21 protein-coding genes are annotated in these 24,816 nt (G+C 55.3%); 7 read left to right on the forward strand and 14 right to left on the reverse strand.

Annotated elements, in window-relative coordinates; genetic code table 11:
* Nucleotide 1 precedes the first annotated feature (1 nt).
* Genes pilQ through SD69_RS17280 form a run of 5 tightly spaced genes read right to left on the reverse strand, consistent with a single transcriptional unit; the run spans nt 2 to nt 4,959 of the window.
* Complete coding sequence (gene pilQ / locus SD69_RS17260) at nt 2-2,125, reverse strand: type IV pilus secretin PilQ family protein (protein ID WP_232301232.1); 2,124 nt, start codon at nt 2,123-2,125, stop codon at nt 2-4.
* 36 nt (nt 2,126-2,161) lie between these two features.
* Entirely contained in the window at nt 2,162-2,704 is a 543-nt protein-coding gene (locus SD69_RS17265) for a pilus assembly protein PilP (RefSeq protein ID WP_041524204.1), read from the reverse strand.
* Nucleotides 2,691-3,311, reverse strand: coding sequence for a type IV pilus inner membrane component PilO (locus tag SD69_RS17270; protein WP_041524205.1), 621 nt, complete (start codon nt 3,309-3,311; stop codon nt 2,691-2,693). Before SD69_RS17270 ends, SD69_RS17265 begins: the two co-directional genes overlap by 14 nt.
* A complete protein-coding gene (locus SD69_RS17275; RefSeq protein WP_041524206.1) occupies nt 3,311-3,892 on the reverse strand; it encodes a PilN domain-containing protein in 582 nt (193 codons plus the stop codon). The genes SD69_RS17270 and SD69_RS17275 overlap by 1 nt, the downstream gene beginning before the upstream one ends.
* Nucleotides 3,892-4,959 (reverse strand): pilus assembly protein PilM, encoded by a 1,068-nt coding sequence (locus SD69_RS17280; RefSeq protein ID WP_041524207.1) that lies wholly within the window; start codon nt 4,957-4,959, stop codon nt 3,892-3,894. The genes SD69_RS17275 and SD69_RS17280 overlap by 1 nt, the downstream gene beginning before the upstream one ends.
* Before the next feature lie 155 nt (nt 4,960-5,114).
* Between SD69_RS17280 and SD69_RS17285 the strand changes: the two genes are divergently transcribed.
* On the forward strand, nt 5,115-7,556 hold the full coding sequence (locus tag SD69_RS17285) for a penicillin-binding protein 1A (RefSeq protein ID WP_084591645.1): 2,442 nt from the start codon (nt 5,115-5,117) through the stop codon (nt 7,554-7,556).
* A gap of 104 nt (nt 7,557-7,660) precedes the next feature.
* Here the strand turns inward: SD69_RS17285 and rpmE are convergent, their stop codons facing one another.
* Nucleotides 7,661-7,879: a 50S ribosomal protein L31 gene (gene rpmE / locus SD69_RS17290; RefSeq protein ID WP_041524208.1), complete on the reverse strand. Its 219-nt coding sequence runs from the start codon at nt 7,877-7,879 to the stop codon at nt 7,661-7,663.
* A gap of 139 nt (nt 7,880-8,018) precedes the next feature.
* Nucleotides 8,019-8,144, reverse strand: coding sequence for a hypothetical protein (locus SD69_RS19155; protein WP_269745028.1), 126 nt, complete (start codon nt 8,142-8,144; stop codon nt 8,019-8,021).
* On the opposite strand from SD69_RS19155, the gene SD69_RS17295 reads away from it, so the two are divergent.
* The 6 genes from SD69_RS17295 (at nt 8,143) to SD69_RS17320 (ending at nt 14,197) form a co-directional block, all read left to right on the forward strand.
* Nucleotides 8,143-10,335: a primosomal protein N' gene (locus tag SD69_RS17295; RefSeq protein WP_041524209.1), complete on the forward strand. Its 2,193-nt coding sequence runs from the start codon at nt 8,143-8,145 to the stop codon at nt 10,333-10,335. The genes SD69_RS19155 and SD69_RS17295 overlap by 2 nt on opposite strands.
* A gap of 91 nt (nt 10,336-10,426) precedes the next feature.
* Nucleotides 10,427-11,014, forward strand: a complete 588-nt coding sequence (locus SD69_RS17300) for an SPOR domain-containing protein (protein WP_041524210.1) — start codon at nt 10,427-10,429, stop codon at nt 11,012-11,014.
* A 109-nt stretch (nt 11,015-11,123) separates the two neighbouring features.
* A complete protein-coding gene (gene hslV / locus SD69_RS17305) occupies nt 11,124-11,663 on the forward strand; it encodes an ATP-dependent protease subunit HslV (RefSeq protein ID WP_041524211.1) in 540 nt (179 codons plus the stop codon).
* An 18-nt stretch (nt 11,664-11,681) separates the two neighbouring features.
* Nucleotides 11,682-12,998, forward strand: a complete 1,317-nt coding sequence (hslU, locus tag SD69_RS17310; RefSeq protein WP_041524212.1) for an ATP-dependent protease ATPase subunit HslU — start codon at nt 11,682-11,684, stop codon at nt 12,996-12,998.
* 12 nt (nt 12,999-13,010) lie between these two features.
* Entirely contained in the window at nt 13,011-13,388 is a 378-nt protein-coding gene (locus SD69_RS17315) for a gamma-butyrobetaine hydroxylase-like domain-containing protein (RefSeq protein WP_041524213.1), read from the forward strand.
* Between the two features lie 110 nt (nt 13,389-13,498).
* Complete coding sequence (locus SD69_RS17320) at nt 13,499-14,197, forward strand: hypothetical protein (RefSeq protein WP_157471752.1); 699 nt, start codon at nt 13,499-13,501, stop codon at nt 14,195-14,197.
* 46 nt (nt 14,198-14,243) lie between these two features.
* Here SD69_RS17320 and hldE read toward each other — a convergent pair whose 3' ends face one another.
* From hldE to glnE, 7 genes are all read right to left on the reverse strand, one after another.
* Nucleotides 14,244-15,674, reverse strand: coding sequence for a bifunctional D-glycero-beta-D-manno-heptose-7-phosphate kinase/D-glycero-beta-D-manno-heptose 1-phosphate adenylyltransferase HldE (hldE, locus tag SD69_RS17325; protein WP_041524215.1), 1,431 nt, complete (start codon nt 15,672-15,674; stop codon nt 14,244-14,246).
* A 41-nt stretch (nt 15,675-15,715) separates the two neighbouring features.
* Complete coding sequence (msbA, locus tag SD69_RS17330; RefSeq protein ID WP_041524216.1) at nt 15,716-17,491, reverse strand: lipid A export permease/ATP-binding protein MsbA; 1,776 nt, start codon at nt 17,489-17,491, stop codon at nt 15,716-15,718.
* A gap of 13 nt (nt 17,492-17,504) precedes the next feature.
* Nucleotides 17,505-18,320 carry a glycosyltransferase family 2 protein gene (locus SD69_RS17335; protein ID WP_232301233.1) on the reverse strand — a complete coding sequence of 272 codons (816 nt, stop codon included), beginning with the start codon at nt 18,318-18,320 and terminating at the stop codon, nt 17,505-17,507.
* The gene (locus tag SD69_RS17340) at nt 18,286-19,608 is read right to left on the reverse strand and encodes an O-antigen ligase family protein (protein WP_052481316.1); all 1,323 of its coding nucleotides are present in this window, start codon (nt 19,606-19,608) and stop codon (nt 18,286-18,288) included. The genes SD69_RS17335 and SD69_RS17340 overlap by 35 nt, the downstream gene beginning before the upstream one ends.
* Before the next feature lie 195 nt (nt 19,609-19,803).
* On the reverse strand, nt 19,804-20,859 hold the full coding sequence (waaF, locus tag SD69_RS17345; RefSeq protein ID WP_041524217.1) for a lipopolysaccharide heptosyltransferase II: 1,056 nt from the start codon (nt 20,857-20,859) through the stop codon (nt 19,804-19,806).
* Nucleotides 20,860-20,867: 8 nt separating this feature from the next.
* A complete protein-coding gene (locus SD69_RS17350; protein WP_041524218.1) occupies nt 20,868-21,797 on the reverse strand; it encodes a branched-chain amino acid transaminase in 930 nt (309 codons plus the stop codon).
* A gap of 62 nt (nt 21,798-21,859) precedes the next feature.
* Nucleotides 21,860-24,808: a bifunctional [glutamate--ammonia ligase]-adenylyl-L-tyrosine phosphorylase/[glutamate--ammonia-ligase] adenylyltransferase gene (gene glnE, locus SD69_RS17355; RefSeq protein WP_041524219.1), complete on the reverse strand. Its 2,949-nt coding sequence runs from the start codon at nt 24,806-24,808 to the stop codon at nt 21,860-21,862.
* Nucleotides 24,809-24,816: the final 8 nt, after the last annotated feature.

Here is a 24,816-nt window from a genome sequence, read left to right on the forward strand (position 1 = left end):
CTTATTCGGTTAAGCTCTCGGCCATAATGCGCGGCGTGATAAAGATCAACAACTCACTCTTTTCTGAGTTTTTCACATCGCGGCGAAACAGACGACCAAGGTAGGGGATATCCCCCAAGAAAGGCACCTTATCCACACCATTGAGCTGCTGCATCTCAAAGATACCACCCAACACAATCGTCTGACCATCAGACACCAGTACCTTGGTATTCAGTCGCGTAATATCAATAATCGGGACACCAAATTCAGTATTAAACTCAGCCAGCAAATCCTTCTTAATGGCCAACTCCATAATAATGTTGTTGTCCGGGGTAATTTGCGGTGTTACGTCCAGTTCCAGCACCACCTCTTTAAACGAAGCCGATGTCGCACCACTGGCAGAAGCCTCCTGATAAGGAATTTCACTACCGGTCGAGATTTTAGCGCGTTGCTTATCGCCGGTAATCACCTTCGGCTGTGAAACAATCTCGGCATAGCCGTTATACTCCAGCGCCGACAATTCAAGGTCTAAGTAAGCATTATCGGTTAACAGACCAAAGGCAATGCTGCCCACAGGGTTGGCAACCCCCATGTCCACCATCATATTCTCATTAAGATCCATTGTGCCGCCACCGTAGATAAAGTCGGCCGGGGTCCCGGGGTCCGAATCAAGACCGCTGGTGGAACCACCGACCTCGAACAGTGAGTCAGAGTTAAGGCTGGCACCAACACCACCCCAGCGCACACCCAGCTCTTCGCGGAAGTCTTTATTAGCAATCACCAAGCGCGCTTCAATCATTACCTGGCGAATAGGGATATCAATCTCTTCGACCAGACGCTTAAAGGCATCTATGCGCTCAGCTGTGTCCGTCACAATAATCGAGTTAGTGCGCTCATCAACCACGGCCTGCCCTCGGCCCGACAACACACTGCCAGTGGATCGACTGGCAGTGCCATCGTCGCTATCGCCACTACCACTGCCACCTTTGAACAGCTCAAAGATTTCTTTCGCGCTCGCGTAGCGCACACGGATATATTCTGTGCGAAGTGGCGCAAGCTCTTCTAGCTGACGTTTAGTCGAAAGCTCCTGGCGCTCGCGCTCGGCAATCTCAGCAGCGGGGGCTACCATTAACACATTGCCCACCTGACGTTTATCTAGCCCCTTGGTTTTTAAGACCATATCCAACGCTTGATCCCAAGGCACATTATCCAAGCGCAAAGTGATGCGGCCCTGCACTGTATCAGAGGCAACGAGGTTCAAGTCGGTAAAGTCAGCAATAATCTGCAGCACCGCACGCACTTCGATGTCCTGAAAGTTAAAGGACAAGCGTGAGCCGGTATATTCAAATAAACGTTCTTGCTCGGCCTTTTCAGCCGGGGTCAAAGGCTTAACGCTAATCACATATCGATTATCAGTTTGGTAAGCCAGATAGTCGTAATCGCCATTCGCGGACACGTCCAACACCACATCGCCGTTGTCGTTATTAGCCGCAATCGTCGCTACCGGGGTCGCAAAATCCAAAACATCCAGGCGCCGACGCAGCTCGCCTGGCAATGCAGTGTTAGCAAAGGTTACTCGCAAACCGTCAGCGGTATCACGCATATCAGCACTGATACGATCAGTAGACAAATCTACGATAATACGCCCTTCGCCGGCATCGCCGCGGCGGAAATCAATACCGCTCACCGCGCGAGTAGCCTTAGCCCGAGAGCGATCGTCACTACTTGCCGCAGGCGCGGTTACGCTCGCCGGCTTGCTCGCCGCTACTTGCCGCTCGCCAGTACCGCCAACCTCAATGACATAAGCATTGCCATCGATACGGGAGCTGTAATTAGTCAAGTTTTCAAGGTTTAGGATCAAGCGTGTGCGACCACCAGAGGTCAGCACCAGCGCGCTTTTACCATTATCAAAGGCCAGCGGGTAACGTCGCTCTTTCAGCTCACTCTCGACCTCCGGAAAGTCCAGCACGATCCGAGCCGGAGATTCTATCGTGTAGCCTTGTGGCTCGGGCGGCGCCTCATCAAAACTCAAACGAACCTCGAAACGCTGGTTAGGCAGCTCCGCAAACCGGATATCATCTATTGCGGCCGCCCCTGCGAACGGTGACAACAGACAGACCGAAAGTAACGCGACTGTTTTTCTCATTTTTAACCCCATTAAGAACAAAGCACGCATGACCGCCTATTCCTTTTCTTCTAATTTAATAATACGTGGACGCTCAACCCAGCCGTCGTCACCGTCAGAGACAATTTCCATCAGCTCAAGCTGATTGGGAGTCGCCGTAAGAATTTTACCGTGGTTGCGCCCCATATAATTTCCTACCGTTACCGGCTCAACACTGCGCTGAGCCCCCGGACCGGTATCTATCAGAGCCCACAGAGTGCCATCTTTTGATACAGAACCAACCATTGTCATGTTGGCAATGCTAAAACTCTCTAAGTATTCTTTAGCTCGGGTAAGATCAGGCTTTACAGACTTGCCGCCCTTAACCCGCGCAAGCTCTTCTACAGGCTTTTCGAACGGGCTGCGCAATGTCATGGCCGCATAACTAAACGGCGGCAACGGCCGAAACACCGGCAATGGCTCAATCTGCTCACCCGGGCGACGCTTAGTCTCCTCGATGTAGTTGCGCAAATCTCGTATGTCACCACCGCTGCCACCACAGCCAGCCAAAACTGCCGCAGCAGTTAACACAGAGGCCAATATTAACTTATTGCTGTTCATTGGCTTCCCCCTCCGGCTGGTAGTGGTATGTTTTGGCGTCGATTTGCATAACTAAGTCACCACCCTCACTGGCATTCTCGATGGTGAAATTATGCAAAGTCACGATACGTGGCATACCGGCCACACCGCTCACAAAGTTACCGAAATCATGGTAGCTGCCGGTAACATTGATCTTAATAGGAAGCTCAGTGTAGTACTCCGCTGCACGCTGGGCTTCTAGTTCAATGCTTTGAATACTCGAGCCACTTTCAACACTGCGTGCATCGATATCTTCCAGCAAGCCGGGCACCTGAGTATCCGTAGGCAAACGAGCCAACAACGACTCAAATGAGCGCTGCATCTCTTCCATTTGCGCCCGATAGGCATCCAGGTTAGCCGCCTGCGCACTCTTTGTCTCAAAGGTTTTGCGCAGCGTTTGCTCTTCGGCTTTTACCCGCACTAACGTATTTTCTATTTCTTTAATTTTGAAGTAATAAGTAGCAGCCAATAACGCCGCCACAATTAAGACACACACTAAAATTTTGGTTGGCAGCGGCCAAACACCCAGTTTTGTGGAGTCACTATAGTCAAAGTCTCGAGCCTGCTCGAAGGATTCCCGCAGAGACATTACTGCTCCTCCTGCTGTTCTTGTAAGGCCTGCTGTGCTTTCGACACAACCGTTTTAACCGTCATCGAAAACGCATTCGCCTGCCCACCCTGCTGCGGCGCGGCATCCACCGAGGCCAGGTTAGGCTCTGAGTACCATTCGGAGGCATCTAAATTACGCATAAAGCTCGACACTCGGTTATTCGACTCGGCAAAACCCTCAATGCTCATGAGCCCGCCTTCGCGGCTAACCATTGTCAGGTAAACGCCATCGGGTAGCGCACGCACTAGCTCGTCAAAGTGGTGCACAATAACCGAACGGGTGCCTTCCAGATCCCGAATCAACTTCATCAACGCCAACAAATCTTGCCGACGCTGCTGAAGATCGTTCAGCTCGGACACTTTACTCTCAAGTGTGGCAATTTCAGTTTTCAGCATTTGGTTACGCTGATTCTGATGGTCGACTTTACCGTTGGCATTGGCGATCCACAAATAGGCGACTACCACAGTAGCGATAGCCACCCCAAGCATAATCGCAATAAAATCTTTCTTTTTCTTCTCCCGCTCTTTTACGCGCCAGGGAAGTAAGTTGATATTCGCCATTAGTCAAAGCTCCTCATCGCCAAGCCAGTTGCTACCATCAATGAGGGCGCATCATTTGCCAGAGCCGCTGCATTAACCCGCGACGCCACCGACATGCTGGCAAATGGGTTTGCTACCATTGCCTGCGTACCTAGCTTTTCTTCGATAAGCTCAACCAGCCCCTCCATGGAGGCTACGCCACCGGCCAAAACGATGTAATCAACATCGTTATATTCGCTGGCGGAAAAGAAAAATTGCAGCGAACGGGTCACTTGCTGCACGACCGATTCTTTAAAGGGCTGAAGCACTTCGGATTGATAATCGTCGGGTAAGCCGCCCTGCTTTTTCGCAAGCCCAGCCTCTTCCATCGACAAACCATAGCGGCGCTGAATCTCTTCTGTTAACTGCCTGCCGCCAAACAACTGCTCGCGGGTATACACGGTTTTGCCGTCTACCAACACACTTAGCGTGGTCATAGTTGCACCGATATCCAACACCGCCACTACTTGATTATCCTGATCCTCAAGCTGCTCTAGCACCAACTCAAAGGCGCGCTCCATGGCGTAAGCTTCGACATCAACCACCTCCTCCTCCAACCCCGCTAGCTGCAAGGTTGAAACGCGGGAGTCGACATTCTCGGTACGGCACGCAGCCAACAACACCTCGACCTGATCCGGGTCGTTGGGCGATTCACCCTGAACCTCAAAATCGATCGAGACTTCGTCGATGGGGAAAGGAATGTACTGGTCCGCCTCAATATAGATACGGTTTTCCAGGTCGTCATCCGACAACCCGGCCGGCATCTCAATAACCTTAGTAATCACCGCAGAGCCGGCGACAGATACCGCGGCATGCTTGATTTTGGTTTTTGATTGCTTCACCAGCGATTTGATAACCTCGGCGACCGCCGCTTCGTCGTTGATATTTTTTTCAACGACCGCATTGGGCGGCAAAGGCCTCACCGCGTAGGTTTCTACACGATACCGATCGCCACTACGGCTCAGCTCTAAGAGTTTTATAGACGTCGAGCTTATGTCCAACCCCACAACTGGCTTCGTCTTTTTTTCTAAGAATCCGAAAATGCCCATTTTTCTATCTATATCCGTAACTTAGACGTCGTTTATGTTATAGCACTTTAACTTAAGCCTGCAACAAGATCGCACATATGTAAACAGGCAAAAACCCCGTATAATGTAACATCCAGTCGGCTAATACCGCTAACTATCTAATTCGCTTAGAAAAAATGCCTAAAAAATATTCTTTTATCACATTACTATTCTGGTTACTCGTCGCCGGTTGCGGTGCAACCGGCGTTACATTTGCCGGACTCTACCTATATCTCAACCCAAAGCTGCCCGATGTGCAGAGCTTGCGGCAGGTTAAATTGCAGACTCCGCTGCGGATTTACTCAAGCGATAACCGACTTATTGGCGAGTTTGGCGAACAGCGCCGCACCCCCATTAATTACGACGAAATCCCCCCGCTGTATATCAAAGCGTTATTATCAGCAGAGGATGCCCAATTCTACGATCATAACGGCGTTTCTATTAGAGGACTTTTGCGAGCCACATCACAATTATTGCAAACAGGCCAGATTCAGTCCGGTGGTAGCACCATTACCATGCAACTTGCGCGGAACTTTTTCCTGACGTTGCAACAAACATTTGCCCGTAAATTCAACGAGATCCTGCTGGCACTTCAAATAGAACGTGAACTCAGTAAAGAGGAGATTCTCACACTTTACAACAATAAAATTTACTTCGGTAACCGCGCCTACGGTATTCAAGCGGCGGCCAACGTGTATTACGGCAAAAACATCGATCAACTCACCCTGCCGCAGTGGGCCATGATCGCCGGCCTTCCCAAAGCGCCATCGGCCTACAATCCGCTAGCCAATCCCGAGCGAGCCCTAATTCGCCGCAACTGGATTTTAGGGCGTATGCTAGAGCTCGGCCATATAGACCAGGCTACATGGAAAACCGCGACAACCGCACCGGTTACCGCCACGTATCATGGCCTGACACCTGAACTGTACGCACCCTACGTCGCTGAAATGGCTCGCCAGGATGCCATTACACGCTTTGGCAGTGCTGCCTACACCGATGGTTATAGCGTTTACACCACAGTGAACGCTCGCTTACAAGAGGTCGCACAAAGCGCGATTGTCGACGGCCTGATCACCTACGATCAACGCCACGGCTATCGCGGCCCCGAGCAACAGCTGGCCGCAGATGCCACCACCAAGCAGTGGCTCGTCACCCTGCAGGACATTCCCGTGTATGGCGGCCTTACTCCAGCCGTGGTCAGCTATATCGAAGAACAGTCCGCCACTCTGCTACTCCCCGACGGCACAGAAACCCGACTCGAATGGGATCAGGGTATCTCAGCTGCACGGCCTTACCTAAGCGAGAACTACCGGGGCGATAAACCCTCCCAAGCATCCGATGTACTCGCCCCGGGTGACGTTATTCGCCTGCGCCACACTCCAGAGGGGCCAACTTTGGCGCAACTGCCAGCCGCCGAAGCCGCACTCGTATCGCTCGACCCGCTCGATGGAGCCATCATCTCTATGGCCGGCGGCTTTGACTTTGAACAGAGCCACTTTAACCGCGTCACTCAGGCCACCCGTCAGCCCGGCTCCTCATTCAAGCCCTTCATCTACACCACGGCACTGGAGCACGGCTACACCCCTGCCACCATCATTAACGACGCCCCCATCGTTATCGAGGATGCCAGCCTTGAAGGCACCTGGCGCCCGGAGAACGACGGCGGCAGTTTTTTAGGGCCTATGCGCATGCGCACCGCCCTATACCGCTCACGCAATCTGGTTTCTATTCGCATATTGCGCGCCCTGGGAATGGATACCGCCCACGAGAGCCTCGCCCGCTTTGGCTTCGATAAAGACGCCCTTCCTCGCGACCTATCTTTGGCTCTAGGCAGCCACGACGTTACCCCGCTCGACCTGGCGCGCGGCTACACCACCTTCGCCAATGGTGGCTTTGCAGTACAGCCTTACTTGGTTAAACGGATCGAAGCAGTTGACGGCAGCCTTGTGTTTAACGCCACCCCAGACACCGTATGCCGTAACTGCGACGCACCCGCCAGCCAAGAACCTAGCGAAGCACGCACCTTGGAAGAACTGCTGAACGAAGAAACACCCACCGAGGAGCCTAGCGACACCCCGCCACCGGCCAAGCGTATCCTCGACGCCCAAACAGCTTTTATTGCCGACTCGATGCTGCGTGACGTTATCGCCCGCGGCACCGGCAAACGGGCCCGGGTGCTCGAGCGCGGCGACATTGCCGGTAAAACCGGTACTACCAACGGCCCTCGCGACGCCTGGTTTGCCGGCTACAACCCCGACATTGTTACCATTACCTGGCTCGGCTTTGACAACAATACCCCCCTGGGCAACCGTGAATACGGGGGCTCGGCAGCGCTTCCCATCTGGATTGACTACATGCGCGCTGCGCTAGCCGACAAACCAGAGCGCCCGGCCGAGCGTCCCGATGGCATTGTTACGGTACGAATCGACCCGGAGACCGGGCTGCGCGCCGGCCCACAAGACCCAGATGCGATCTTTGAAATTTTCCGCGTCGACAACGTGCCCGCGAAAGCCGAGGGCAACGATACAGGCACCAGCTCCCAAGGCGCGCCGGAGGTTTTACCAGAAGAGCTGTTTTAGCAACACTCGCTACCCGCTCCGTATCACACGCGCACAAAAAAGCCCGCTCAGTCTCCTGGCGGGCTTTTTAGCAAGGGTGTTACCCCTGTAAAGCAAGCAAGTGTTTACTTCTTGCCGCCGATGCGGCCACCGAAGCGCTTGTTAAAGCGATCGATACGGCCACCGGTATCTACCACTTTCTGCTTACCGGTATAGAAAGGGTGACACTCTGAACAGACATCGATGTGGAAGTCTTCGCCCAGAGTTGAGCGGGTTTTAATGCTGTTGCCGCAGCTGCAGCTTGCAGTCACGTCAACGTACTGGGGATGAATTTCTGCTTGCATGATATTCGCCTATGTTGTGTGCTCCGCCACCCGATCATTTCGCCGAGCACGGAACCGCAGGGTTAAAGCAACTAAATTTTGAGAGCGGCGATACTAGCAGAATAAAACACGAAAGCAAGTAAAATTGCCCACTTTCCGCTCAATCTACCCATATAGGGGGCTTTACCGCATCAACCACCACAGCCCAGCCCAAATCCAGTAAGCTATAGCCCTGAACATTCACATGAACATTCACACAAAACAGCCGCCGGACCCCGCCGTCCATGATAACCACCGCACCCTACTTGCTTGTTGCGCTACCAGTACCACTGCGCCGTTTGTTCCACTATTTAGCCCCCTCGCCAATGCCCGTAGCAGGCTCTCGAGTTCGGGTGACATTTGCCGGACGCGCGTTGGTGGGCATCGTTATCGCCAGCACCGACCAATGTGACTTCGACGCCAACAAAATTAAACCCATTGACGCCCTTATCGACTCGCAGCCACTTTTGCCCGCCCAACTACTTGAGTTTATCCGCTGGGCTGCTGACTACTACCACGCCCCGCTGGGAGAGGCACTACAGGCGGCACTGCCCGCGGCGCTGCGCCAAGGCAGTGCCGCCGAGCTAAAAAACGACCCGAGCTCGCAATTGTGGGAGCTCACCGAAGAGGGGCAAGGGCTACCCTCCGGTGCACTCAAGCGCTCTCGCAGGCAGGCAGAGCTTATCGAAAAGCTACAACAAACCGGCGTATACCGCTGGTCCGAACTTAAGGCCGAGGGGTTTAGTCGCGAGGCGCTCCGGGCTCTGGCCGATAAAAAACTTATTCGCCCCGCACGAGAAGTCACGTCATTCCGTGGTGAACCGCCGTTAACACTCAACCCCGAGCAGCAGTGCGCACTCGACGCCATCGGCCTGGAGACCTTTGGTATTTACCTGCTCGATGGTACCACCGGCAGTGGCAAAACCGAGGTCTATTTGCAGGCGATTGCCCGCGCGCTGGCTAACGACCCACAGGCACAGGCACTGGTTCTGGTGCCCGAAATTGGTTTAACACCACAAACTCTGGCGCGTTTTCGCCGGCGCTTTGGTCCCAGCGTCTGCGCCGTGCACTCGGCACTAAACGACACCGAGCGCCTCAATAACTGGCTGGGCGCCAGCCGTGGTGACGCACGCGTCATTATTGGCACGCGCTCGGCAATTTTTACCCCGCTCGCCAACCCGGCGCTCATTATTGTCGATGAAGAGCACGATGGCTCTTTTAAACAGCAAGACGGGTTTCGCTATTCGGCTCGCGACCTGGCCGCCGTTCGCGCGCAAAAACTCAACATCCCACTAGTATTAGGCACAGCCACGCCCTCACTTGAAGCGCTGCACAACGCCCGTACTAGCCGCTATCAACACCTACGGCTCACCCGGCGGGCAACCGCCAACCCCACCGCCCCCATTGAGGTCATCGACAGCCAATCCGTTAAAGAGCACCAAGGCCTAACGCCTGAAGCGCTCAGCGCAATAGAGCAGCACATCGGCGCCGGCAATCAGGCATTGGTATTTCTTAATCGCCGCGGCTTTGCGCCAGTATTACAGTGCCGCGACTGCGGCCACCAACTTAATTGCCCGCACTGCGATGCAAAACTGACCCTACACCGCAACCCATACCACCTGCACTGTCACCATTGTGACTTCCAGCGCCCGCCGGCAAAACGCTGCGAGTCGTGCCAAAGCCCCCGGCTCGAGCCGCTGGGCGCCGGCACCGAGCGCAGCGAGGAGTATTTATGCCAAAGGTTTCCGAACACACCGGTAATCCGTATCGACCGCGACTCAACCCGCAACAAGGGCTCACTAGACGCCCTAATCGATAAAGTGCACGAGGGGGAACCCTGCATATTAGTTGGCACACAGATGCTCGCCAAAGGTCACCACTTTCCCAAAGTGACTCTTGTAATTATTTTAGATATCGACAGCGGCCTGTTTAGTGCCGACTTTCGCGGGCCCGAGCGCATGGGGCAGCTGATTACCCAGGTGGCGGGGCGAGCCGGGCGAGCCGAGCAGGCCGGACAAGTGCTCCTGCAAAGCCAGCACGGCGACCACCCGCTACTGCAATTACTGCTTAACCAAGGTTATGGCCATTTTGCCCAAGCGCTACTCGATGAGCGCGAGCTTACCCTAATGCCCCCCCTCGTGTTTCTTGCGCTGTTGCGCGCTGACGCTCCCAACCCGGGCGCCGCCATGGCTTTTTTACAAACCGCGCGCGAGCTGGCCGAAACCCTACCCAGCGAGCACCAAATACAAATCCTTGGTCCCCTGCCGGCACTTATGGAAAAACGCGGCCAACGGTTTCGTTATTTGCTGCAGTTTAAGGCGCTAAGTCGCCGCGGCCTTAGTATTTATATAGGGCAACTCATCAGCCTTCTCGACCAGCAAAAAATAACCCGCGACACCCGCTGGGCGATTGACATTGACCCTCAAGAAATGAGCTGAGCCAACTGATTACCGCTTATTGCACTTAGGCAATTGCAGCGGCGGCCTACACGCCCGTAAAATAGCGCCTTTTACTGTTAAGCGACCCAACATGACCCGCGACTACGCCCGCAAAAAGCGCCCAGCCCCTAAGCGACAGCAACCGCGCAGCCAGATTCCCTGGTGGGTATGGCTGTTTATTGGCTCCATGCTTGGCGCCTTTATTATGTTTTTGGTGTATCTGTGGGGTATTTCACCCGGCCAAAGCGCATCTCAGCCTGCCACAAGAACGCACCTAGCCCCTGAGCCACAAACAAGCCCGGCGCCGGAGCCCGAGACAGAAGCGCCTCTGCCGAAGCCCCGCTTTGATTTTTATAAACTGCTGCAGGAAGAGGAGGTGATCGTACCGGCCACCGAGCCCACCCGCAGTAGCGACGACACCCCACCGGCGACACCGGTGGAGTATTTACTGCAAGTTGGCTCATTTCGCAGCCCGGATGACGCTGATAAACTGCGCGCCCAACTGATCTTGCTCAACCTGGACGCCCGTACCGAAAGCGTCACCATTAACAATGGCGAGCGCTGGCACCGGGTTGTCGTAGGCCCGTTCGACAATCAAAGCCGTTTAGCCAAAGCGCGCTCAACACTGGTATCCAACCAATACAACGCCTTGGTTCTAAAGCGTAAGCCCGGCAACTAGCACGCACCCGTCACGCGCTTGAAATCATCGGGTGCGCCCCCATCTATTCAGTTCAAAGTCACCGGCACCCACGCCGGTGGCATCAGTTTTATTGCACAAAGGACTTTCCGTGGAACAGTACCGAGGCACCACCATACTCTCCGTACGCCGTGGCAACACCGTAGTTATCGGTGGCGACGGCCAGGTATCACTGGGCAACACCATCATGAAGGGCAACGCCCGCAAAGTCAGGCGCCTATACAAAGACCAGGTGTTGGCCGGGTTCGCTGGCGGCACTGCCGATGCCTTTACGTTATTTGAGCGCTTTGAAGCCAAGTTAGAGGCCTACAATGGTCAGCTCACCCGCGCTGCAGTAGAGCTTGCCAAAGACTGGCGCACCGAGCGCTCGCTGCGCAAACTCGAGGCTCTATTAGCCGTTGCCGACAAAGAGGCCTCGCTGATCATCACCGGTAACGGCGACGTTATTCAGCCCGAGGACGACCTAATCGCCATAGGCTCTGGTGGTGCTTTTGCTCAGTCGGCCGCACGCGCGCTGCTGGATAACACCGAGCTAGACGCTGGCAGCATTGTCGAAAAGGGCCTGAGCATCGCCGGCGACATCTGCATTTACACCAATCACAACCAGACCATCGAAACACTGGATTACTAAACCGCGAGTACTATCGATATGTCTAGCATGACTCCCCGTGAAATTGTTCACGAGCTCGACCGCTTTATTGTCGGCCAGCACGACGCCAAGCGCTCTGTTGCCATCGCCCTGCGCAATCGCTGGCGCCGCATGCAGGTAGACGCCGACCTGCGCAGCGAAATCACGCCAAAAAATATATTGATGATTGGCCCTACCGGTGTGGGTAAAACCGAAATTGCCCGCCGTTTAGCCAAACTGGCCAATGCACCCTTTATTAAAGTCGAGGCCACAAAGTTTACCGAGGTAGGCTACGTGGGCCGCGACGTTGAATCGATCATCCGCGACTTGCTTGAAAGCGCCATCAAAATGCAGCGCGAACAAGCCATGAAGCGCGTGGAGTTGCGTGCAGCCGAAGCCGCTGAAGATCGCGTTCTGGACGTATTGCTACCCAAAGCCCGTGGTGACGAAGAAACCGACAGCGGCCAAAACACCCGGCAGATCTTTCGCAAAAAATTGCGCGAAGGTGAATTGGACGAGCGCGAAATCGAGATCGAAGTCTCCGCCACTCCAGTAGGCGTAGAGATTATGGCGCCCCCGGGTATGGAAGAGATGACCAGCCAGCTGCAAAATATGTTTTCATCCATGTCTAACGACAAAACCCAAACCAGTAAAATGACCGTCAAGCAGGCGCTAAAAACCTTGCAAGAGGAAGAAGCTGCCAAGCTGGTAAACAACGAAGATTTAAAAGCTCAGTCGATCGAGTCGGTCGAGCAAAACGGCATTGTGTTTATCGACGAAATCGACAAAGTAGCCAAGCGCGGCGAAAGCAGTGGCACCGATGTGTCGCGCGAAGGCGTGCAGCGCGACTTACTGCCGTTAATCGAGGGCTGCACCGTCAGCACCAAGCACGGCATGGTAAAAACCGATCATATTTTGTTTATCACCTCGGGCGCCTTTCACCTAAGTAAGCCTTCGGATTTAATTCCAGAGCTGCAGGGCCGCTTGCCGATCCGCGTCGAGCTGCAAGCGCTCACCCCCGATGACTTTGAGCGAATCCTCACCGAGCCTTCAGCGTCACTCACCGAGCAGCATCAGGCATTGTTAAATACCGAAGATGTTAAGATTGAATTTACCGCCGATGGTATTCGGCGTATCGCCGAAATGGCTTACGACGTTAATGAGCGCACCGAAAACATCGGTGCACGCCGGTTGCACACGCTACTGGAGCGGCTACTCGAGAACATCTCGTTTGATGCCGGCAGCGGTGATTCCGAGGTGTCAATCGATGCTAAATACGTCGAGCAGCAGCTGGGCGAGTTGTCGCAAAACGAAGATCTCAGCCGTTACATCCTTTAAAGGGTACTTAGCATGAGAGCGCCCGAGCGTCTAACGCTGCACAGCAAAAGTGCCGAACTGGAAATCCAGTTCGGCACCGATCACTACCGCTTAAGCGCCGAGTTTTTGCGCGTTCACTCACCCAGCGCCGAGGTCAAAGGCCACGGCCCGGGGCAGGCGACGCTGCAAACCGGCAAGCAAGACGTTAATATTAAGCGCATCGAAGCCGTCGGCAATTACGCCGTAAAGCTCATATTTGACGACGGGCATGACACCGGGATTTATACTTGGGATCAGCTCTACGAGTTTGCTCAACACCAAGACCGCTACTGGAAAGATTATCTCGCGGCCCTGGAGGCGGCTGGCGCCAGCCGCATGCCCGCGGACGTGCAGGTCATTAAACTGCTCTAGCACCCCCCTGCAACAGGTTAAATACCGGCCTTAACCTGCCCATTGCGCTTTCGCGTTTTGACGCATTTATCGCTACAATGGCCGACTTTTTGCTCAACTGGCCCGTTATCATGAAAACCGTCCCTGCGTTTCGCCCTCTGCGCTTTTTTTGGCTGCAATCCCTATTGTTACTAGGGTTGCTCGCCATTATTGCTTATTACCTACAGCTGGATGACAGTCAAACTCAGGCTGCCGCTCAAGAGGGTAGCCTAATCGACCGCACCTCGGCACTGGGATACCTGATCTGTGCCGGCCTAATGCTTGTGTTGGGCGGAAGGGATTTACTTAAACACCACTACCCTTTGATGATAGGCGTCACCTTACTCGGCTTGCGTGAGCTGGATTTTGATAAGCGTTACTCTACGCTAGGGCTGTTCAAATCGGCCACCTTCCGCTCCCCTGATGTTTCTTTACTCGAAAAGGGCATCACGCTGGTAGTGGTGCTGCTGGTCGTCTGGCTGGCCATTGCGCTCATCGTCAAGTATTTGCGCCCCCTGCTCACCCGAGCGGTGCAGTTTAATATGGTGGCCATCAGTATCTGTTGTGCCGGAGGCCTTTTGGTGGTGGCGCGAACACTGGACGGCATCGCCCGTAAGTTGGGTGAATTTGGCGTTAATGTGACTGCACACACCGAGGTACACACCACTATCATCGAAGAGGTTTTTGAACTGGGAGCGCCCTACTCTTTGATTATCGCGCTGTTTTGTTATTTGCAGATCTATCGCCGCGACGCGTTTAAAGGTGCCGTAAAACAAAACGCCGAGGCCTAAAACCTTTATCGCCCCGGCTATTACCGCGATTCAAAGAACGAATACGTTAGCGCTGTTTGTTGGTAATGGTCTCGATAATCCCGGTGGTTGAGCAGTCATCGTAAAAGCGCAGTACCGCCACATCACCACCGTACTCTTTGACAATAGGCCAACCAACCACATCATCGGCCGTATAGTCGCCACCTTTCACTAGCACGTCCGGACGCAACTGGCGCAGCAAATTCTCGGGGGTATCCTCGTTAAAACTCACCACCCAGTCCACCGCCTCCAGCCCCGCCAATACTGCCATGCGGCGATCTACCGGGTTAATGGGGCGCGAGGGGCCCTTTAAGCGTTGTACCGACTCATCAGAGTTAATCGCGACGACCAGGCGGTCACCCAAGGTGCGCGCCTGCTCCAGGTAACCGACGTGACCGGCGTGGATAATATCAAAGCAGCCATTCGTAAAAACGATTTTTTCACCTTGGGCGCGAGCTTCCGATAGCGCCAGCTGCAACTGCTCGGCACTGACCACACCGCGCTCCACGCCCTGCTCAGCGCCCACAGCACGGCGCAGCTCGGGCCCACTGATGGTCGCCGTACCCAGCTTGGCTACAACCAGGCCGGCCGCCAAGTTAGCAAGCCCGGTAGCCTCGGCCAATGAAAAGCCCGAGGCAATGGACGCGGCCAACACCGCAATCACCGTATCGCCGGCGCCGGTCACATCAAACACCTCACGCGCACGCGCTGGCAGGTGCAACTCGCTCTCGCCCGGGCGAAGCAAAGTCATACCCTGCTCGCCACGGGTCACCAACAATGCCTGTAAATCCAGCTCGGCCATCAGCGCAGAAGCTTTTTCCACAAGTACACGCTCGGTGGGGCAAGCGCCAACGACGGCTTCGAGCTCGTGTAAATTGGGGGTTAACAGCGTAGCTCCACGGTAGCGACTAAAATCAGTGCCTTTTGGGTCGACCAGTACCGGCACCTGCTGTGCTCGTGCGAGACGAATTAACGCTTGGCAATCCGCCAGAGTGCCTTTGGCGTAGTCAGATAACACCAGCGAGCCCACGCTGGGTAACATGGCCTCTGTTTTAACCGCGAGCTCAGCGGAGTCGGCGGCCGTAAAAGGTTGCTCAAAATCCATCCGCAATAATTGTTGATGACGACTCATCACCCGCAACTTAGTGATGGTAGGCTTGCTCTCTGCCACCTGAAAATCAGTCCGGATATTGGCCGCCTGTAATTGGCCGCGCAGAACATCGGCGGCCTCATCGGCGCCCACGACACTGATCAGTGAAGCCCCGGCACCAAGCGCCGCAAGGTTGAGCGCGACGTTGCCGGCCCCCCCGGCGCGATCATCCGTCTCATCGACGCGTACCACCGGCACCGGCGCCTCGGGGGAAATTCGCGAGGTGTCGCCGTGCCAGTAGCGGTCGAGCATAACGTCGCCAACAACCAAGATGTGTGCACGATCAAAACGCGCTGCGGGAAGCTGCATAGTCTGAAGCCCTTTTCGCCAGACGAGTAATAAAAAGTTGCCTATCGCGGCGCCAATGCGCCATCGAGTGAGGCGCTGTGTAAGCGTGCATAATGACCGTTCATGGCCATTAACTCTTGATGGGTACCCTGCTCGACAATCTCGCCCGAGTCCATCACCACAATTTTATCGGCCTGTTCGATGGTGGATAACCTATGGGCAATCACAAAGGTCGTGCGCCCTTTAGACACCGCTTCAAGCGCCTGCTGAATATAACGCTCGGATTCGTTATCCAGTGCCGAGGTTGCCTCATCCAACAACAAAATGGGGGCGTCTTTTAAAATGGCCCGGGCAATTGCCAAACGCTGGCGCTGACCGCCTGACAAACGAGTTCCGCCCTCACCGATGACCGTATCAAAGCCCTGCGGTAACTGCTCGATAAACTCCAACGCGTAAGCCAGCTCAGCGGCTTCGCGAATTTTGTCGGCGCCAATATCCTGCAGCGCACCATAGGCAATGTTATTGGCGACGGTATCGTTAAACAACACCACGTTTTGCGTTACCAGAGAAATTTGTTCGCGCAAATTGGCCAGTTGATAGTCGCGAATGTTGACGCCATCCACCTCAAGTGCGCCGTCAAACTGATGATAAAAACGCGATAGCACACTCACCAGGGTAGATTTACCGCTGCCGGAGCGCCCCACCAGAGCGACCGTCTCGCCGGCCTTCACCTCTAATGACAGATTCTTTAACACGGTTGTGTTATCGTCATAAGCAAAATTTAAATTGCGAATTGAGACATGTCCGGTGACGCGATCAACACGATAACTACCAGGGTCTTCTTCGGTATCTTCGTCCAGCACCTGAAACACGCTGTCGGCGGCGGCAACACCTTTTTGGATTACCGGCACAATTTCGCTGAGCTGACGCATGGGTTTTAACACCATCCCCACGGCCATAAAATAAGCAATAAATGCACTCGCGTCGTTGATCTCGATATAACCCAACGCCACCCACAAAAGCGCCCCCATAGATAGCGCCACCAGAGTTTGAATGAGTGGCGTATTGAGCGTGGTCGTTAACACAATTTTTATGTTCTGCAGGTAATTGCGCCAGCTGGCCTCGGCAAAACGGCGCTTTTCGTACGCTTCGCCACCAAAGCTGCGCATCACCCGGTAGCCGTTAATCATCTCCGAGCTAACTTGAGTAATCTCACCCATGCTGTGTTGCACCTTGGTGCTCAGGCGGCGCAGCCGTTTGCCGACAAACCCCACCAACGCCGCAATCAGCGGCACCACTGTCATCATTAATAGCGTCAGCGCCCAGTTTTTGTAAAACAAATACGCCAGTAGCGCAATCACCGTGGTGCCTTCGCGAATTAGCGTTTTTAAGGCTTCGGTCGAGGCCGTAGTGACATTATTAACATTAAAGGTGATCACCGACATCAGCTGGCCCGAGTCATTGCGATCAAAGTACTCACCCGGCAAATACACCATGTGGCTAAACAACTGCACCCGCAGCGTATCGACAATGCGAAACGATACTTTGGCGATCAGGTAGTTGCCGACAAAGCCGCCCATGCCACGTACCACAATAATGCCCAGGATAATGGCTGAGGGTACCCACGCTGGGCCGCGCTCTTCGGCTTCGATAAAGGTCAGCAGGTAGTCAAGAAACTGCGCCATGGCCGGCTGCGCCGCCGAGTAAACGAGAAAGCCCAACACACTAAAAATAAACAGCGTCCGGTGCGGCTTAAGATAGGCCAAAAGCCTGAGGTACACCGTCAGCGAAGCCGTCTCCGATGCAGCATTGGGGTTATTGGTGTGTTTGCGACTCATAGGCCCTTCAGGTTCAGGGTGAATGGGGCTGGGAGCGGGAACGCACCCAAAGATCGGCGTATTTTACAAAAGTCGAGTGGGACATCACCACCGCGATTAAAAAACCCTGACCGCCATCGAGGAACCCCCGGCGCAACAGGTACATCCGTACAAAACACGAGAATCCGTGACCGAACGCAGACCACAGCGAACAGGTGCGTCCGGCCTCGGCGCGGGCAATGGCCCACTGCTCTGCATACAGGGCCGACTTGTTCACTAAGTGACGTACGTTGTCATACACCAAGTGTAGCAAGTCACCCGCCAGGCGATGCTCCGGTAAATTATCCCGGTTACACAAGCGCTCGTGCACTCGGGTATCGTCAAAGCCCGCAAGAGTACGCGGATACAGCCTGGGAATCCAATCGGGGTACATGGCGGTGTGCCGCATATAGCGACCAAAACACCAGCTTAAGCGGTTTAGATAATAGATAGCGGAAGGGCCGGCAAGAGCGGCTTCAATGCTGGCACGCAGCTCAGGGGTGACACGCTCGTCGGCATCGATCATCAACACCCAATCACCGCGTGCCAACGCTTGCGCACGCTGGCGCTGTACACCAAAGCCCTGCCAATCCGTATTAACCGTCACCCGAGCGCCATATCGCTCGGCGATCGCAACCGTCGCATCGTCACTGCCAGAGTCCAGCACCACAATCTCGTCGGCAAAATCCAGGCTCGCCAAACAATCGGCCAACTTATCGGCTTCATTTTTGACGATAAGCACGGCCGATAAACGCACAGCTGCCGGCTTGTTGCTCTCACCCAGCACGGTGAGCCTCGGGGGCCGGTTCAAGGGGCGCGACACCACTTCGTTTCACATAGGAGGCTACCGTGCGCCGCTCGGCAGCGCGCAAATACGCCCACAGCACCACCATGTAAAACAAGTACACAGTCACGCCGCTGTTATGGCGAAAAAACGCCTGAGTCAAGCCAAAGATAGCGATCGATGAGCACAGGATCATTCCCGCGGCGGCGTAACAATCACCCGCACCACCGCGTATAAATTTTCGTGCAAACAGTGTAAACGGCACAGCATAAACCAGTAATAAAGCGAATAAACCAATCAAACCGCGGCGCAAAAATACGTCCAGAGCATCACTATGCACATGGGTATAATGGCTAATAATCATCCGCGAGCGGTCGTCATCGATCAGTCCGGTGAGCTTCTGTCCGTAGGCCGACTCGCCCCACCCCAGCAACGGCTTTTGTACCGCCAGCTCGGTGCCGGCACTCCACATTTCGAGGCGCATTCCCACCGAGCTGTTCATACGCACGCCGTTAGAATAATCCTGGACGTCTTCCATCGCGCGATCAATACGAGCCTGAACTCCCGTTTGCGGTACCAGGTACATCACCGTTAGCCCCACCGCTAGCACCGCCAGGGCCAGCGCTAATGTGCGTCTCGGCAAATAGCGCCGATAGGACACATACAGCAACATCAGCATTACCGGCAGCGCCAACCAGCCGCCCCTCGCACCGGAGACCAGCGAGGCAATCGCTCCGGCAACCGCCGCAAAACACAGCGCGACATACCAGTAGGTAGCGTTGCGCTGCTGGCGCGCCCAGCCAATACCCGTCAAGCACAGCACCCCCATCAGCAGCGATAAGTTGCCAAACTGGATGGGATTCATAAAGCCCCCTGCACGGTGCCGGTCTTCAACCAACATCTGCCACAGAGCCAAGGAGCCACCGGCCAGCGTACCCACGACCAGCGCTCCCCACCAATACTCCTCTCGTGGAGGGTACGCCAACAAATACAACAAAACCGGAATAATCAGCAGGAAGCGGCTCGGCTCCTCAAACGAGCTACCGGCCAGCTGATGGTAGGCACTGATAACCCCTGAGGCCGCGAAGTAAAACAGCAATGTCGTAATCAGCAACCAGTCAGAGCGCTCAAGGCCCAGGCGCGGCCGCTTTATTAATAAGATGGGTAAACCGCACAGAAACAGCAAAGCCGGAGCGTAGGAATAACCAGAGGGAATCGCCAGACAAAGCGCAGCGGCCGCGGCAACAGAGTAAGAAGCATAACGACATAGCGGCGTAAAAGGCGCAACAAATTCAGCGGCGACTGTCGGTTTCATTAATTAATCTCACCTACACCTATGCAATGCTGCGTATTGTTGCACTCGATGCCATCAACAGCTTACAGACTTATAACGCGAACGAGCGTCCACGCCACAACATGACAAAGCTATGACCAAACGCTGGCGTATTGAAGCACAAAACGCCCCAACCGGATAGCAACACCAGCTCAATCAGTGTGAAAAACTGTAACATCAGGGTGCAATAGCGCCGTCGGTCAAATCCGTTAATGCACGCATCACCCGAGCAGGATTCAGCTCGCGCAAGCAGCGCAAATGCCCCAGTGGGCACTCACGCTTAAAGCAGGGCTGGCACTCGAGCGCCTCCGAGACCACGGCGACGCGATCACTCAACGGCGGGGTAAAGCTAGGCGAGGTCGAACCATAAACCGCCACAAGTGGCAACCCAAGTGCAGCGGCAATATGCATCAAGCCAGAGTCGTTGCTGACCACTGCCCCCGCCGTCGCCATTAAGTCTATGGCATCGGCCAAACTGGTGCGCCCGGCCAGCGAGTGGCACGCTTGCCGCTCTGATTGGGGCACCAGGTCGCTTATGGTAGTGGTTACGGCCCGGTCTTTCTCTGAACCGAACAACCACACCTGCCAGCCCGAGGCGATCGCCTTGGTAGCCACCTCAGCATAGTGCTCGGCCGGCCACTGCTTGGCCGGGCCAAATTCAGCGCCCGGACACAGCGCCAATACGGGCCGATCCAGAGTCAGGCCATACTGCTCGCACAGGGCGGGTAAACTCTCTGACGCCACCTGTAAACTCGGGCGAGGTATATCCTCTGGCAAAGCGGCACCGGGGGCAAACGCTAACGCCGCAAAACGCTCGACCATAAGCGGGTAGCGCTCGGGATCGAGCTTGCGAATATCATTAAGTAAACCAAAACGCATTTCACCGCGCCAACCGGTACGCGTTTCGATACCGGCAAATGCCGGCACCAAAGCAGACTTAATAGAGTTGGGAAGTACAAAAGCTCTGTCGTAGCCACGCTTTGCCAACGCTTTGCCCAGTCGGTAGCGCTCACCCAGCATCAGCTGACCGTGCCCCAGGGGCATATCAATACTGGTATCGACCTCGGGCATGCGCTCTGTTAAAGGGCGACTCCAGGCGGGGGCTAAAACATCGATGGGGGTGTCGGGGCGCTGCTGGCGCAACAGCATCATTAAGCTCTGCGCCATCACCATATCGCCGACCCACGAGGGGCCGACAATCAGGGTACGGGCGGTTGAACGAGGCTTACTCACCGGCGCAATTAACCTGCAATAGGGGCCAGCCAGCCTTTGTGTTGCGGCAAACGACCTTTAACCGCATCAAAGTACAAGCCTTGTAGCTCCGTGGTCATAGGCCCGCGCTTACCTTCACCAATGGCGCGGCCATCCAGCTCGCGAATTGGCAGCACTTCAGCCGCGGTACCGGTAAAGAAGACTTCATCGGCCACATAGACTTCATCGCGGGTAATACGCTTTTCACGCACTTCGTAGCCGCATTCGGCCGCGAGGGCAAAAATCGTATTGCGGGTAATCCCGTCCAGGCAAGAGGTGAGCTCGGGGGTGTAAATAATACCGTCGCGAATGACAAAAACATTCTCGCCACTGCCCTCGGCCACATAACCTTCGTTATCGAGCAGCAGCGCTTCTTCACAACCGCTGTCGAGCGCCTCTTGCAGCGCCAGCAACGAGTTAATGTAGTGGCCATTGGCTTTCGCTTTACACATGGAGATATTCACATGGTGGCGCGTGTAGCTTGAGGTGCGCACCTTAATACCCAGATCGCGTGCCTCGGGCGACATGTAAGAGGGCCAATCCCAGGCCGCCACCATCACATGCACCTTAAGATTATCGGCGCGCAGGCCCATACCCTCTGAGCCATAAAAAGCCATGGGGCGCAGGTAGCTCTCGTGCAGGTTATTTTCCCGTACGACTTGCTTTTGCGCGGCATTCAGCTGCTCTTTATCGAAGGGCAACTTCATACGCATAATGTGAGCCGAGCGGAACAACCGGTCGGTGTGTTCTTTAAGGCGAAAAATACAAGTGCCATCTTCGGCAGTTTCGTAAGCACGAACCCCTTCAAACACACCCATGCCGTAATGCAGGGTGTGGGTCAGTACGTGTACCCGCGCATCGCGCCAGGGTACCAGTTCGCCATCCAGCCAGATTACGCCGTCGCGATCGGCAAATGACATAGCCAACTCCTAAAAATATTCACAGTAAAATAAGGGAAGGGCGCGATGGTTTCAGCGAGCCGTTAGGTTTGATCCGGACTCAGCATTAACGCCTGCCACACATCAATCACTTGCCGACGTTCGCTGGAAAACTCATCTTCGCCTTGCAGTACCGCCTCCTGGCGCTGTAACGCAAGGCGGTGTCCGGTGGACCGATAAGCCTTGTAGGCTTCAATCAGTTGGGCAACTGTCTCAGCGGCCATTAGGCCAACTTGCTCCAGTGTCTCCAGGATCCGGATGTTGTCCGTGTACTGGGTAAGCTCGGGCGCTTTTTGGGCCCACGCCAAAACGGCATATTGAACCATAAATTCAATATCGACGATACCTCCAGCATCTTGCTTAAGGTGAAATAATTGTCCGTTGCCTTTAGCGCTACCCAAGTGCGCGCGCATTTTCTCGCGCATCTCGATAACATCGCGGCGCAGCGCGGCCTCATCGCGCGGTTTAACCAGCACCGCCTCGCGCACTTTAGCAAAGCGCTCCATCAGCGCCTCATCCCCAGCCACCGGACGAGCCCGCACCGCCGCCTGATGCTCCCAGGTCCAGGCCTCGGTAAACTGGTATTTTTCATACGCCGCCAGCGAGGTCACCAGCATCCCAGAGTTGCCGGACGGACGCAGGCGCATGTCCACCTCATACAACTGACCCGAGGCCATTTGCGTGGTAATGATATGAATCATGCGCTGGCACAGGCGCGTATAAAACGTCTGGTTATCGACCGACTTATCGCCGTCGGTACTACCCTGGGTGTCAGTATCGTGAATAAACACCAAATCCAGATCCGAGCCGTGGCCCAGCTCGATGCCGCCGAGCTTGCCGTAGCCGACAACAATTAGGTTAGGAGCGCGCTCTTGAGTGCCGCCTTTACTACAGGGGTAACCGTGGCGCGCCACCATATTCTCCCAGGCGACGGCCAATACGTGCTCTAAAATCACCTCGGCGATGTACGTCAGATAATCGCTGACCTTCATCAACGCCAGCGCACCGGTGACCTCACTGGCAGCCACCCGCAGGGCGTGGGCCGAGCGAAAATAACGCAGCGACTCCATGTGCCCTTCTAAGTCGTCCCAGCTCATGCGCAGCACTTCGCGCCGCATCTCATCGCGCAGCTCATCTTTGGCTGGCGGCGCATAGAGGCTTTCTGGGGTCAGCAGTTCATCGAGCAAAATCGGATGCGCTGCCAGCTGATCGGCAATCCAGGGGCTAGCGGCACTGAGTCTTACCAACTGCTGCATGGCCGTTGGGTTTTCCACCAGCAACACCAAATAGGCGCTGCGTCGCGCGACAGCCTCGACGAACGGCAGCACCCGTTTGAGCCCTTCGGCCGCTTCAATTTCGGGCGCCTGATCCAGCGCGTGCAGCAAGCGTGGCATAAAAGCGTCCAACCGCGTGCGACTTGATGCCTGCATCGACAGTACCGGGCGGCTCTGGCGCAGATCCTCCAACAGGGCAAGCACACGCTCTGCGTTTACCCAGTTGGCCTCGCGCAACACTTCAAGCGCCTGCTCGTCCGGGCCCGTCGCCTCCCACACCGAGAACCAGGCGTCCAGCGACTCGCTGTCCACCTCGTGCTCCGAGTCCGGGTCGGCAATGACCTGCTGAAACTCGTTATTAACCCGCTCGCGGTGCATTTCAAGTTCCGTAAAAAACGCCTCCCAATCGGGATAGCCCATTACCCGCGCCAAGCGCAAGCATCCAAGCTCATCGGCGGGCAACGACTGAGTTTGGCGATCCTGATACCCTTGAATCGCGTGCTCGGTGTTGCGCAAAAAAACGTAGGCGTCGAGCAGCTGCTTGCCCGCCCCTTCGGGTAGGTATTTCTCCTGCTCCAGCAATGGCAACAACTTACACACCTGCCGCTCGCGCAGGGCTAAATCACGTCCGCCGCGAATCAGCTGAAACAGCTGTACGACAAACTCAACCTCGCGAATACCGCCTACGCCGAGCTTTACGTCAGAGTCCATGCCCTTGCGCTGCACCTGACGGTTAATCAGGCCCTTCATGGCGCGCAGCGATTCAATCACACTAAAGTCGACGTACTGGCGATAGGTAAAAGGGGCCAGCAGCTGCATAAGCTCGGTGCAGGCCTGCTCCCCCCCGTCGACCCACGCCACCGGCCGCGCCTTGATCATGGCATAGCGCTCCCAGTCGCGCCCCTGAGATTGGTAATAGCTTTCCATGGCATCAAAATTTTGCACCAAAGCGCCACTTTGCCCGTGCGGACGCAGCCGCATATCAACGCGAAACACGAAGCCGTCAGCGTTGTTGGCATCCAGGCTCTGGATCAGTTTTTGCCCCAGGCGGATAAAAAACTCCTGATTGCTTAAGGTTTTTTTATCGCCGTTGGTTTCACCCGCCTCGGGGTAGGAGAAAATCAAATCGATATCGGAGGAAACATTTAGCTCGCGGGCGCCCAACTTGCCCATCCCCAACACCACTAGCGGCTGAACCACTCCCGAACTCTGCCCCACAGGCTCGCCATAGCGCTCGATCAACGCACGGTAGTGCCAATTGAGCGCGCCGTGAATCATAGTATCGGCCAGTGCCGACAGCTCGGCGGTGGTTTCACTCATGCTGGCGGCGCGGGTAAAGTCGCGCCATATAATGCGCACCATGGCCCGGTTGCGCGCCAATCTTAGGGCGCGATCGAGCGCGGGCTGATCGGCGCACTCGGCCAACTCGGTCGCCAGCGCCTCGATGTCGGCGTCTGTTTGCGTACGAAACAACTCGCCGCTCGCCAGAGCGACCAAATGCGCGGGATTAATACTTAGGGTTTTTGCCACAAACTCGCTGGTTGCCAATACATAGCGCAGCTGCGCGGTAAATTCAGAGGCATCGGGAGCATCCGGGACGCCCTCAAGTAACGCCTCAGGGTGTTCAATGCCCTCACGGGTCAGGGCTTCTTGCAGCTTCTCGAGCCAACTATCGGCACTGGCTGTTAATTCTGCCGGCAGGGTCCATCGCTCGCTCATGGTTGCTC

The organism is Gilvimarinus agarilyticus, from assembly GCF_000832015.1.
Lineage (GTDB): Bacteria > Pseudomonadota > Gammaproteobacteria > Pseudomonadales > Cellvibrionaceae > Gilvimarinus > Gilvimarinus agarilyticus.